General features: G+C 69.3%; 13 protein-coding genes and 1 pseudogene. 7 read left to right on the forward strand and 7 right to left on the reverse strand.

The features are described from left to right. Window positions 1-334 (forward strand): annotated as a pseudogene (locus tag VF330_RS28755) (23S rRNA (adenine(2503)-C(2))-methyltransferase RlmN); the annotation flags it as partial. A 57-nt stretch (window positions 335-391) separates the two neighbouring features. Here the strand turns inward: VF330_RS28755 and VF330_RS28760 are convergent. From VF330_RS28760 to VF330_RS28770, 3 genes are all read right to left on the reverse strand, one after another. Then, window positions 392-883 (reverse strand): carbonic anhydrase, encoded by a 492-nt coding sequence (locus tag VF330_RS28760; RefSeq protein ID WP_330854821.1) that lies wholly within the window; start codon window positions 881-883, stop codon window positions 392-394. A 119-nt stretch (window positions 884-1,002) separates the two neighbouring features. Further along, window positions 1,003-2,205, reverse strand: a complete 1,203-nt coding sequence (locus VF330_RS28765) for a ricin-type beta-trefoil lectin domain protein (RefSeq protein ID WP_330854822.1) — start codon at window positions 2,203-2,205, stop codon at window positions 1,003-1,005. Between the two features lie 106 nt (window positions 2,206-2,311). Next, entirely contained in the window at window positions 2,312-2,668 is a 357-nt protein-coding gene (locus tag VF330_RS28770; RefSeq protein WP_330854833.1) for a helix-turn-helix domain-containing protein, read from the reverse strand. A 103-nt stretch (window positions 2,669-2,771) separates the two neighbouring features. Here VF330_RS28770 and VF330_RS28775 point away from each other — a divergent pair, with 103 nt between their 5' ends. Then, on the forward strand, window positions 2,772-3,674 hold the full coding sequence (locus tag VF330_RS28775) for an NADP-dependent oxidoreductase (RefSeq protein ID WP_330854823.1): 903 nt from the start codon (window positions 2,772-2,774) through the stop codon (window positions 3,672-3,674). On the opposite strand, the gene VF330_RS28780 is transcribed toward VF330_RS28775, so the two are convergent. From VF330_RS28780 to VF330_RS28790, 3 genes are all read right to left on the reverse strand, one after another. Then, window positions 3,671-3,928 carry a DUF2631 domain-containing protein gene (locus VF330_RS28780; protein WP_330854824.1) on the reverse strand — a complete coding sequence of 86 codons (258 nt, stop codon included), beginning with the start codon at window positions 3,926-3,928 and terminating at the stop codon, window positions 3,671-3,673. The genes VF330_RS28775 and VF330_RS28780 overlap by 4 nt on opposite strands. A 121-nt stretch (window positions 3,929-4,049) precedes the next feature. Next, on the reverse strand, window positions 4,050-5,168 hold the full coding sequence (locus VF330_RS28785) for a cytochrome P450 (RefSeq protein WP_330854825.1): 1,119 nt from the start codon (window positions 5,166-5,168) through the stop codon (window positions 4,050-4,052). A gap of 138 nt (window positions 5,169-5,306) precedes the next feature. Beyond that, window positions 5,307-5,543, reverse strand: coding sequence for a hypothetical protein (locus VF330_RS28790; protein WP_330854826.1), 237 nt, complete (start codon window positions 5,541-5,543; stop codon window positions 5,307-5,309). A 110-nt stretch (window positions 5,544-5,653) separates the two neighbouring features. Here VF330_RS28790 and VF330_RS28795 point away from each other — a divergent pair, with 110 nt between their 5' ends. Beyond that, a complete protein-coding gene (locus VF330_RS28795) occupies window positions 5,654-7,258 on the forward strand; it encodes a sensor histidine kinase (RefSeq protein ID WP_330854827.1) in 1,605 nt (534 codons plus the stop codon). Further along, window positions 7,255-7,905: a response regulator transcription factor gene (locus VF330_RS28800; RefSeq protein WP_330854829.1), complete on the forward strand. Its 651-nt coding sequence runs from the start codon at window positions 7,255-7,257 to the stop codon at window positions 7,903-7,905. The genes VF330_RS28795 and VF330_RS28800 overlap by 4 nt, the downstream gene beginning before the upstream one ends. A gap of 58 nt (window positions 7,906-7,963) precedes the next feature. Here the strand turns inward: VF330_RS28800 and VF330_RS28805 are convergent, their stop codons facing one another. Continuing rightward, window positions 7,964-8,230 carry a GlsB/YeaQ/YmgE family stress response membrane protein gene (locus tag VF330_RS28805; RefSeq protein ID WP_330854830.1) on the reverse strand — a complete coding sequence of 89 codons (267 nt, stop codon included), beginning with the start codon at window positions 8,228-8,230 and terminating at the stop codon, window positions 7,964-7,966. A gap of 136 nt (window positions 8,231-8,366) precedes the next feature. On the opposite strand from VF330_RS28805, the gene dxr reads away from it, so the two are divergent. Genes dxr through ispG form a run of 3 tightly spaced genes read left to right on the forward strand, consistent with a single transcriptional unit; the run spans window position 8,367 to window position 11,899 of the window. Then, window positions 8,367-9,497, forward strand: a complete 1,131-nt coding sequence (gene dxr / locus VF330_RS28810; protein WP_330854831.1) for a 1-deoxy-D-xylulose-5-phosphate reductoisomerase — start codon at window positions 8,367-8,369, stop codon at window positions 9,495-9,497. 7 nt (window positions 9,498-9,504) lie between these two features. Continuing rightward, window positions 9,505-10,716 carry a site-2 protease family protein gene (locus VF330_RS28815; protein ID WP_330854832.1) on the forward strand — a complete coding sequence of 404 codons (1,212 nt, stop codon included), beginning with the start codon at window positions 9,505-9,507 and terminating at the stop codon, window positions 10,714-10,716. Window positions 10,717-10,768: 52 nt separating this feature from the next. Continuing rightward, a complete protein-coding gene (ispG, locus tag VF330_RS28820; protein ID WP_330854834.1) occupies window positions 10,769-11,899 on the forward strand; it encodes a flavodoxin-dependent (E)-4-hydroxy-3-methylbut-2-enyl-diphosphate synthase in 1,131 nt (376 codons plus the stop codon). Window positions 11,900-12,025 lie beyond the last annotated feature (126 nt).

The raw sequence follows: 12,025 nt of genomic DNA on the forward strand, positions 1-12,025 counted from the left end.
GGACGTGTCCGAGGTCCTGGAGGCCGCGCGCGGCTACGCGGACCAGACCGGCCGCCGCGTGTCGATCGAGTACGCGCTGATCCGCGACATCAACGACCAGGGCTGGCGCGCCGACCTGCTCGGCAAGAAGCTGCGCAAGCATCTCGGGCAGCTGGTGCACGTGAACCTTATCCCGCTGAACCCGACGCCGGGGTCGAAGTGGGACGCGTCGCCGAAGCCGGTGGAGCGGGAGTTCGTGCGGCGGGTGCGGGAGCAGGGCGTCGAGTGCACCGTGCGCGACACGCGCGGGCAGGAGATCGCGGCGGCCTGCGGTCAGCTGGCTGCCGAAGGCTGAGACCAGGCCGCCCCGGCTGGCGGAGCCGCGCCGTTCGGGGCGACCCGAGGACGGCGTCTAGGGCTTCACCTCGGTCAGCACGCCCGTCGCCACGTCGAACACGAAGCCGCGCACCGAGTCCTTCACCGGCACGAACGGGTTGCCGGTGATGCGTGCGATCGACTGGCGCACGTCCTCCTCCAGGTCGCCGAACGCCTCGGCGGCCCAGGACGGCTTGATGCCGACGTCCTCCTGGATGGAGCGCTTGAAGTCGTCGTCGGTGAACGTCAGCATGCCGCAGTCGGTGTGGTGGATCAGGATGATCTCGCGGGTGCCGAGCAGGCGCTGGCTGATGGCGAGCGAGCGGATCTCGTCCTCGGTGACCACGCCGCCGGCGTTGCGGATGACGTGCGCCTCGCCTTCCTGCAGGCCCAGGACGCGGTAGACGTCGATGCGGGCGTCCATGCAGGCCACGACGGCCACGTGCTTGGCAGGGGGCAGGGGGAGCGGGCCCGAGAACCGGGCTGCGTAGGTGGCGTTGTTGGCGAGCAGCTCGTCGGTGACCGACATGGAGGAGATCCCTTCGCCTGGACGTATGCCTTGAGCCAACTGCCGCATGCGCATACCTGCAACTGTGCCCGGAACGTGGGAAAGGCCCCCACTCGGAGACAAGCGGGGGCCGATACTTCTCAGAGGGTCCAGTTCTGGCTCGCGGCGCCGGTGCACGACCGGATCACCAGCCGCGTGCCGTCGGCCGACGAGCCGCCGGCCGGGTCGAGGCACTTGCCGGACTGCGGGTTGCGCAGCGTGCTGCCGGAACGGGTCCACGTCTGGGCGCCGGTGCCGTTGCACACCCACAGCTGAACGACGGTGCCGTCCGCGGTGCCCGAGTTGGACACGTCCATGCACTTGCCCAAGGCGCGCAACGTGTCCCCGTTGCGCGTCCACTGCTGGGCGCCGGTCGAGTTGCAGCCCCAGAGCTGGATCGCGGTGCCGTCGGCGGTGCCGGAGTTGCTGACGTCCACGCACTTCCCGCCGATGCCGACGATCGCGCCGCCGCTGCTGCCCGACGAGATCAGGAACTGGCTGCGGGCCACGTTCCAGTGCGTCGCCAGGTACGAGCCGGCCGCGGGGTTGGTGTGGAAGTAGTCGTCGCCGTTGCAGTCGATCTGGTTCTCCGGCGCTCCGGGGCACACGTTCACCAGGCCACCGGGCGGGTTCGGGATGCCGCCGTCGTCGTAGCACATGATGTCCTGGTCGTCCCAGCAGTGACCGAACTGCGTGGAGTGTGGTGCGGACCGCTGCACGGCGCCCAGGGTGTGCAGCAGCTCGTGGCCGCTCGCCTGCCACGTCCAGCAGCCCGTTCCCACTGCCGCGTAAGAAGGTCCGGAGTTGTAGCCGTTGTCGGCGCCGGGACGGTCGTCGCCCGGCGCGCCCCAGGCGACACCGCAGCCGTCGGAGTCGTGCCAGAACAGGTACTTGCGGTCGGTGCGGTTGTAGCCGCGCGCCGCGAGCTGGTCGGCGACGGCCGAGGGGGAGGACATGGCCGACTGCGGCACGACAACGTTGTCGACCTTCGCGCGACAGGCCGAGTCCGTCACGAACCGCACGTGCCGGACGCCGCCGCCCAGGCGTGACGCCGCCTCGACGACCGAGTTGTCGATCTGGTCGGCGAACGTCTGGAACTGGCCCACGAGCTGCGCGTACCGGTCCGCCGACTGGTCGCCGCGCACGTACACGGCCTGCACGCGCTTGCCGCTGGTGCCGTCGCCGTCGCACACGACGGACTGGATGGAGACGTCGGCGGACGAGGGCTGCCGGAACTCGTCGGGCAGGTCGTCGACGATCGGGCTGAGCAGGGTCAACGCCGCTAACAACACGCTCAAAGACATGAGAGACCGCCTTCACAGCGAGAGGCAGGGATAGCGGTCTAGACCATCTCGAACGGTAGCGAACCCGGCACGCACTGTCAGCGGACAGGACCGGACAGGAACGAGGTCAGCTGACGGGTTCCAGCCCCACGGGCGAGGTGCTGTCGAAGGTCTCGCGCGCCTCCGCCACGGCCTCGTAGTTCTTCTGCGCCCACACCCGCAGCGCGGCCAGCGGCTCGGTGACGCTGCGGCCCAGCTCGGTCAGCTCGTACTCGACGCGCAACGGCACCGAGGGGTAGACCGTGCGCGTGACGAGCCCGTCGCGTTCTAATGTCCGCAGCGTCTGCGTCAGCATCTTCTGGCTGATGCCGTCGAGCCGGCGCTTGAGCTCACCGAACCGCTTGGGTCCGTCCTCCAGGTCGCCGATCGCCAAAGCCGTCCACTTCGACGCGACCATGTCCAGCAGGTCGCGGCACGGGCACATCTTGAGGTAAACGTCCCTGATCACGCCTAGTTTCTACCAGGTACCTAGTGCACTAACTAGTGCCTGATTGCGGAAAGAGACCAGCTCTCCCAGAATTGTCCACATGCGAGCGATCACCCAGAACGAGTTCGGCGGACACGACGTCCTCACCCTCACCGACGCGCCCAAGCCCGCCCCGATCCCGACGGAGGTGCTGGTCAGGGTGCACGCCGCCGGCATCAACCCGGTCGACTGGAAGACCCGCGCGGGCAGCGGCATGGCCGGGCTGCAGACCTTCCCGCTCATCCTCGGCTGGGACGTCTCCGGCGTCGTCGAGGAAGTCGGCTTCGGGGTGACGACGCTCAAGCCGGGCGACGAGGTCTACGGCATGCCGCGCTTCCCGCACGCCGCGAGCGCCTACGCCGAGTACGTCACCGCGCCGTCCCGCCACTTCGCGCGCAAGCCGCGGGGCCTCACCCACGTGGAGGCCGCCGCGCTGCCGCTGGCCGCGCTCACCGCGTGGCAGGTGCTCAAGGACACCGCGGACGTGCAGCCGGGGCAGAAGGTGCTGGTCACGGCGGCGGCCGGAGGTGTCGGCCACCTCGCGGTCCAGATCGCGAAGGCCCAGGGCGCGTACGTCATCGGCACCGCCCGCGAGGCCAAGCACGGGTTCCTGAAGGACCTCGGCGTCGACGAGGTGGTCGACTACACGGTGGGCGACTACGAGGGGACCGACGTCGACGTGCTCGTCGACCTGGTGGGCGGTGCCTCACCGGCGCCGGTACGTCCCGGCGGGCTGTTCGTCGGCGTCCCGTCCGGAGTGGACAGGCCGGTGCGCGACGACATCAGGACCAGCCCGATCCTGGTCGAGCCGGACCGCGCGGGGCTGGAGGCCATCACGGCGCTGGTCGAGGCCGGGAAGCTGAAGGTGCACGTCGACGCGACGTTCCCGTTGGAGGACGCCGGAAAAGCGCATGCCCTGGGCGAGACGGGTCGCACCCAGGGCAAGATCGTGCTGGAGGTCTAGCGGCGCCAGGAGGTCTTGCGGCGCGCGGCGTCCCACAGCAGCATCGCGATGATCGCGACGCCGGTGGCGACGAGGAAGATGTTCTCGGTCTGACCGTGGTGGTTGCCGATCAGCATCAGGAAGCAGAAGACGGCGGACAGCCAGCCGGCGATGCGGGTGCCCTTGGGCAGCGTGCCGTGCCAGCCCCAGTCGGCCGACGGCTCCTCGTGAGGGTCGACGGCAGGACGCTTGTCCAGTTCCGAGGACGTAGCCACGCTTTCCTCCACTGCTCATCCGGATTACGAGGTCATCGTCGCACATGTGGGTGGGGGCGGATGTGTGAGGTCGCGCGCGCACGACTGACGTGCGAGGGCGCGCCGGTCCAAGCTCGGAAGCTCAGGACCGGCTGACCGGGAAGCTCCTCATCCCGCGGATCACCACCGAGTCGCGGAACGTCGCCGCACCGGCCTGCCGCAGACCGGGCACGTGCCGGGCGAGCGCGCGCAACGCCACGTCGCCCTCCATGCGCGCGAGCGTCGCGCCCAGGCAGTAGTGCATGCCGCTGGAGAACGCGAGGTGCTCCGGCTTGTGCACGCGCAGGACGTCGAACTCGTGGGGTTCCGGGTAGACCTCGGGGTCGCGGTTGGCGGCGCCGATCAGCAGTGTCACCCACTCGCCCGCGCCGATCCCGTCCACCGGCTCGTGCGCGATCCTGCTGGTCAGCTGCACCGGCGACGCCCACCGCAGCGTCTCCTCGACGACCGCCGGCGCGAGGTCCTGGTTGTCCAGGAAGAGCCGCCACTGCGCGGGGTGGTCGAGCAGCGCGCGGGTGCCGTTGCCGATCAGGTTCACGGTGGTCTCGAAGCCCGCGACCAGCAGCAGCACCAGCGTGCCGAGCATCTCCCGCGGGGTGAGCCGCTGCTCGGCCTCGGCGGCGACGAGCGAGCTGATCACGTCGTCGCCGGGCGTCCTGCGCCGCTGGGAGATGAGCCGGTCGAAGAGGGCGAGCACCTTGTCGTTGGCGTTCGCCATCTCCGGGGTGACGCCGGAGTCGAACGACGCGGCGACCAGCGCGCCGTAGTCCGCGAACTCGGCGGTGTCCTCGTCCGGGATGCCCAGCAGGTCGCTGATCACCGAGATCGGCAACGGCGCCGCGAAGTCGCCGATCAGGTCGAACTCGTCGCCGGCCGACGCCAGGAGCGCGTCGGCGACCCTCTCGACGCGGGCCCGGTACTCGGCGATCTTCCGCGGGCTGAACGCGGGTGTGGCGAGCCTGCGCAGCCGGGTGTGGTCCGGTGGGTCGAGCTCCAGGAACGACTCGGGCAGCAGGCTCGCGCCGCCGGCGAAGGCGCCGTCGGCGGGCCGGACGCCGAACCGCCGGTCGCGCAGGATCCTCCCGGCCAGCGCGTGGCTGGTCGTGACCCACATGCCGCCATCGGTCGTCAGCGGGCCGTGCGCGCGTAGCCGTTCGTAGATCGGGTGCGGGTCTTCATGGCCGGTCAACTGCTCCAACATGGCTTACCCCCTGGTAGAACGTGGTCAGCACGAGCCGGGGAGCGTCGAGAGGTGCGAGCCGCCCGGCACGCAGCCGCGTGCTCTGCAACCGGGAGATCAGGTCGATCACCGGCTGGTCCGTGGTGTTGAGCCGCGTGCTCAGGCGCTCGTCGTCCTGCAGGTTCGGGAACCGCAGCAGGACTCCACGCGCGGCCCCAGCGGCACGAGCCTCGCGATGAGCTGGTCGACCGCGTCGTCGGTGCCCAGGTCGACGCCGGAGATGGCCTCGTCGACGAGGTCGAGCGCCTCGCTCGCGACCGCGCGGACCAGGTCCGCCCTGGTCGGGTAGCGCTTGTGGAGTGTGGTCCTGCCGACACCGGCGGCACAACGGTACACGCGTGTTCACGTGGCAGGACGAGATCCTTCCGGCGGCGTCAACTTTCGTCGCGCGGATTCCATACTCCAGCGTGCCGCGCGGACATGGGACGTCTCGTTAGCTTGGGGTCGTGATTACTGCTCTGCGGGCCAGGGGCGAGGCGTTCCTCGCTGACGTCCTGGCCCGGTTCCGGACGCTGACCCCGGTGCGGCTCGTCGGTGACCTGCTCGTCCTCGTCGCCGCGATCCTGCTGGACCTGTGGCCGGGGCCGTGGGCGGAACACGAGACGGGCGGCTGGACGGTCGTCGCCTACGTCGCCGCCTACCTGGTGCTGCTGCCGCTGCGGCACGTGCTGCCGGCGACGTCGATGATCGCGGGCGCGGCGATCCCGTTCGCCGGTCCGGCGTTCATGGTCGTGCTGAGCTACACGGCCGGGCGCCGGATCGAGTCGTGGGGCAAGGCGGTGGTCTCGACGGCGCTGACGCTCGTCGTCGTGGTGCTGATGTGGGACTGGGAAGCGCGGCCGATCGACCTCGACCCCGTCTACGCGATGCTGATCCTGATCACCATCTTCGGCGTGGGCGTGGCGCTGCCGTTCCTCGTCGGCCGGTACCTCGCGCAACGCGAGGCGCTCGTGCAGGCGATGCGGGACCGCGAGGCGCGCATGCGGGGCGAGCACAAGCTGCTGTCGCGGCAGGTGCGCCTGCGCGAACGCAGCCGCATCGCCCAGGACATGCACGACAGCCTGGGCCACCGCCTGTCGTTGATCTCCGTGCACGCCGGCGCGCTGGCGATGGACCCGTCGCTGGGGGACAAGCAGCGCGAGGCGATCGGCGTCCTGCGCTCGGCGGCGTTGACGGGCATGGGGGAGCTGCGGGCGATCATCGGCGTGCTGCGGGCCGAGGACGGCCCCGACGACGACCCCGCGACACGGACAGCGGAGTCCATCGACTCGTTGGTGAGCGACGCGCGCAAGGCAGGCGTGCTCGTCAGTCTGGTCCGAGGTGGACAGGCACACCCTTTGCCGTCCCGTGTCTCTCACGCCGCCTATCGCGTCGCACAGGAAGGCCTCACCAACGCGTCGAAACACGCGCCGGGCGCCGCCGTGCAGGTGACGGTGAAGTACGAGCCGGACGCGCTGGTCGTGGAGGTGCGCAACAACCCGTCGCGCAACGGCTCGCCGGCCGCGGCACCGGGCGTCGGCCTGATCGGCCTCACCGAACGGGTCCGCCTGGCCGGCGGCATCCTGCACGTGGGCGCCTTGCCGTCGAGGGGTTTCCGGATCGCGGCCGTGCTGCCGTACGAGGAGACCGCGCTGCCCGACGAGCCCGAGGACGAGCAGGACGAGACCGAGTCACCGCGCGGCATCCGCAAGTGGGCGGGCGTCGGCTCGATCGCGGGCGCGTCGCTGGTGCTGACCTTGATCATCGGCGGCTTCACCTACCTCGGCACGCAGCCGGTGACCGAGGTCGTGTCGCAGGAGAACCTCGACCGGATCCAGGAGGGCCAGTCCGAGGCCGACGTGATGAAGCTGCTGCCGTCCGGCGACGAACCGCTGGTGGCCGACGGCGAACGCAAGTCGCAGGCATCGCCGGAGCCACCGGGCGCCCGGTGCGTCTACCACATCACCGACGAGCAGTCGTACCTCGCGAAGGGCACCAGGGTGGTGCGTTTCTGCTTCCGGGACGGCAAGCTGGTGGAGAAGAAGATCCACGTGCAGAGGAACGGTCAATGATCCGGGTGCTCATCGCCGACGACGAGCCGCTCATGCGAGCGGGCATCAAGGCCATCCTCGGCACCGCCGACGACATCGAGCTGGTGGCGGAGGCGGGCGACGGCCTGGAGGCTCTGCAGATCGTCCGCGAACGCCGAGTCGACGTGGCGGTGCTCGACATCCGCATGCCACGCATGGACGGCCTGGCGTGCGCGCGCGAACTGAAAGTCGTCGCACCGTCCGTGCGCGTCGTGATGCTGACGACGTTCGGCGAGGACGAGAACATCGTGCGCGCGCTGTCCGACGGCGCCGCCGGCTTCCTGCTGAAGGACTCCGCCCCCGAGGAACTGCTCCGGGCCGTGCGCGCGGTCAACACCGGCGAGGCCTACCTCTCGCCGATGGTCACCTCGCGCGTCGTCGGCATGGTCGCGACCTCGGGCCAGCCGAAGCGGCAGGAGGCGCAGAAGGCCGTCGAGGGCCTGACCGACCGCGAGGTGGAGGTGCTGGCGCTGCTGGGACAGGGCATGTCGAACGCGGACGTCGGCGCCAAGCTGCACATGTCGGAGGCGACGGTGAAGACGTACGTGTCGCGGCTACTGGCCAAGCTGGGCCTGACGAACCGGGTGCAGGCGGCCCTGCTGGCGAGGGACGCGGGAATCGCGAACTGATCCGGAAAACGCAAAGGCCGTTCGGGCATCACCCGAACGGCCTCAAACGTCTGTGCGGCTAAGCGTGCGTTCGCCGACCGGTGACCAGGCGGTAGATGCCCAGCAGGATCAGCGAGCCGACGATCGCGAGGAGCCAGGTCCGGATCTCGAAGAACGAACCCAGATCGGTCCCGAAGACGGCAGATCCGATGAATCCGCCCAGGATCGCGCCAACGATGCCGATCAGCATCGTGATGATGATTCCGCCCGGGTCCTTGCCCGGCATGATCGCCTTGGCGATAGCTCCGGCCAGCAGGCCGAGCACGATCCATCCGAGGATGCCCACCGAGAGTCTCCTTCCAACCGACTTGACGACGGTGGAATGCCCCCGATCTAGCGACTTCACACCTCCAAAACCACTCCGTTATCAAAGTAGCGGGCTGTGCCGGGCTCTCAGGCACTCTCCGGAACAATGAGGGGCGATGAGTACTCCACGCACTGTCCTGATCCTGGGGTCGACCGGTTCCGTCGGCACCCAGGCGCTCGACGTCATCCGGCGCAACCGCGACCGCTTCAAGGTCGTGGGGCTCGGCGCGGGTGGACGTCAGCTGGACCTGCTGAAAGAGCAGGCCGCAGAGTTCGACGTCCCCGTCGTGGCGGTGGCGAACGGCGCCGACGTGCCCGGCGTCCGGACGTTGAGCAGCATGGTCGACCTGGTCGAGGCGGCGCCCGCGAACGTCGTCCTCAACGGCATGGACGGGTCGCGCGGGCTCGAACCGTCGCTGAAGGTCCTCGAGACCGGGGCCACGCTCGCGCTCGCCAACAAGGAGTCGCTCATCGCGGGCGGGCCGCTCGTGCTGAAGGCGGCGAAGCCGGACCAGATCGTGCCGGTCGACTCCGAGCACTCGGCACTGGCGCAGTGCCTGCGCGGCGGCACCGCGAACGAGGTGCACAAGCTGGTGCTCACGGCGTCCGGCGGGCCGTTCCGCGGGAAGAGCAGGGCGGAGCTCGACGGCATCACGGTCGAGCAGGCCATGGCGCACCCGACGTGGTCGATGGGCCAGGTCGTCACCATCAACTCGGCGAACCTCGTCAACAAGGGTCTCGAGCTGATCGAGGCGCACCTGTTGTTCGGCGTCCCGTACGACCGCGTCGACGTCGTCGTGCACCCGCAGTCCATCATTCACTCGATGGTGACCTTCACGGACGGCTCGACGCTGGCTCAGGCGTCGCCGCCGGACATGCGCCTCCCCATCTCGCTGGGCCTCGGGTGGCCGGAGCGCGTCGCGGGGGCCGCCGCTGCCTGTACCTTTGACACCGCCACCTCGTGGACGTTCGAACCCCTGGACAGCACCACCTTCCCGGCGGTCGAGCTCGCGCGGCGGGCGGGTACCGCGGGTGGGTGCCTTCCCGCTGTCTACAACGCCGCGAACGAGGAGGCACTCGCCTCCTTCGTAGCGGGCAAGACGTCGTTCCTGTCGATCGTGGACACCATCGGCCAGGTTCTCGGCGAGGCGAACGAATGGCAGAACGACCCCGCGGACGTCGCGGAGGTACTGGCCGCCGAGGACTGGGCACGCGCACGTGCCCGCGAGCTGGTTGGAAGGAACTGAACGTCCCGTGAACACCGTCGTCAACATCCTCGGGGTGCTGCTGTTCGCGTTCGGCATCGCGTTCTCCATCGCGCTGCACGAGTTCGGGCACCTGCTGACCGCGAAGGCCTTCGGCATGAAGGTCACCCGCTACTTCATCGGCTTCGGCCCGAAGCTGTTCTCGTTCCGCAAGGGCGAGACCGAGTACGGCCTGAAGGCGATCCCGGCCGGCGGCTTCTGCGAGATCACCGGCATGACGGCCCTCGAGGACGTGCACCCGGACGACCGCAAGCGCGCCTTCTACAACCAGAAGGTGTGGAAGCGCGTCGTCGTGCTGTCCGCCGGGTCGCTCACGCACTTCCTCCTCGGCTTCATCATCCTGCTGGTCCTCGCGATGTCGCTGGGCCTGCCGAACAACAAGGACGAACCGGTCCTCGCGCAGATCACCGACTGCGTGCAGGACTACACCGTGCCTGTCGACGCGGCCTGCCCCGCCAGTGCCCCGTCCCCGGCGAAGAGCGCGGGCCTGCAGCCCGGCGACCGGATCACCTCGATCGCGGGCAAGCCGATCGCCACCTGGTCGGACATGCAGAAGGTCACCCGCGACCTCAGCGGCCCGAACGAGTTCAAGGTGCTGCGCGACGACAAGGAGCTCGCGCTCACCGTCGACGTGCCGAAGGTCAGCCGCCAGATCTCCGACGGCAAGGGCGGAATCGAGGTGAAGGAGGTCGGCGCGATCGGTGTGATCGTCCAGCAGTCCTTCACCTACGGCCCGGTCGAGGCGGTCCCGGCGGCCGTCGGCTTCACCGGCCAGATGTTCGTGAACACCTGGCAGGGCCTCATGCGCTTCCCGGAGCGCATCCCGGCCGTGGTCAAGGCCATCGGCGGAGGCGAGCGCGACCTCGACACCCCGATCTCGGTGGTGGGCGCCTCCCGCCTGGGCGGCGACGCGGCCGAGCGCGGCCTCTGGGCGTTCTTCATCCTGATGCTCGCGGGCCTGAACTTCTTCGTGGGTGTGTTCAACCTCCTGCCGCTGCTGCCGCTTGACGGTGGTCACATCGCCGTCAACCTGTACGAACGGGTGCGAGACTGGATTCGGAAGCTGCGCGGCAAGCCCGCCGGCGCCCCGGTCAACTACATGCGCCTGCTGCCCCTCACCTACGTGGTCATCTTCATCGGCGGCGCCATCACGCTGCTGACCGTGACCGCAGACATCGTCAACCCGATCAGGTTGCAATAAGAGTGATCCACGGAAAGGTGCACAACCCATGAGTGACGGCGTGATGCTCGGAATGCCGGCACTGCCGCCGCCGGTGCTGTCGGAACGCCGCAAGACCCGGCAGCTGATGGTCGGCAACGTCGGTGTCGGCAGCGAGTTCCCCGTCTCCGTCCAGTCGATGACGACGACCCTGACGTCGGACGTCAACGCGACGCTGCAGCAGATCGCGGAGCTCACCGCGGCCGGCTGCGACATCGTCCGGGTCGCCTGCCCCTCGCAGGACGACGCGGACGCGCTGCCGGCGATCGCCAGGAAGTCCCAGATCCCGGTGATCGCCGACATCCACTTCCAGCCGAAGTACGTCTTCGCCGCGATCGAGGCCGGTTGTGCCGCTGTCCGGGTCAACCCGGGCAACATCCGCAAGTTCGACGACCAGGTGAAGGAGATCGCGGCCGCCGCCAAGGACCACGGCACCCCGATCCGCATCGGCGTCAACGCGGGCTCGCTCGACCCCCGCCTGCTGCAGAAGTACGGCAAGGCCACTCCGGAGGCCCTGGCCGAGAGCGCGATGTGGGAGGCCTCGCTCTTCGCGGAGCACGACTTCCACGACATCAAGATCTCGGTCAAGCACAACGACCCGGTGGTCATGGTCCGCGCCTACGAACTGCTGGCCGAGCAGTGCGACTACCCCCTGCACCTGGGCGTCACGGAGGCCGGCCCAGCCTTCCAGGGCACCATCAAGTCCGCCGTGGCCTTCGGCGCACTCCTCCGCCAGGGCATCGGCGACACGATCCGCGTGTCGCTGAGCGCCCCGCCGGTGGAGGAGATCAAGGTCGGCCACCAGATCCTCCAGTCCCTGAACCTGCGCCCCAGGAAGCTGGAGATCGTCTCCTGCCCGTCCTGCGGCCGGGCCCAGGTAGACGTCTACACGCTCGCCGAGCAGGTCACGGCCGGTCTGGAGGGCATGGAGGTCCCGCTGCGCGTGGCCGTCATGGGCTGCGTCGTGAACGGCCCCGGCGAGGCCCGCGAGGCCGACCTGGGCGTGGCGAGCGGCAACGGCAAGGGCCAGATCTTCGTGAAGGGCAAGGTCATCAAGACCGTCCCCGAACACCAGATCGTGGAGACCCTCATCGAAGAGGCGATGCGAATCGCCGAGGAGATGGAGCCCGTGGAGGGCGAGTCCCCAGCAGTCACCGTCGGCTGACAGAGCAAAACAAGCAAAGGGCGCGTTCCCCGAAGGGGACGCGCCCTGAGCTTTTTCCATGCCTGGCAGGTGGGGTGGTCCCGTCACGAGCAGTGCTCACGCGTTTGCCGCGCCCGAGGGGAGAGG

This window comes from Lentzea sp. (assembly GCF_036380075.1).
Classification (GTDB): domain Bacteria; phylum Actinomycetota; class Actinomycetes; order Mycobacteriales; family Pseudonocardiaceae; genus Lentzea.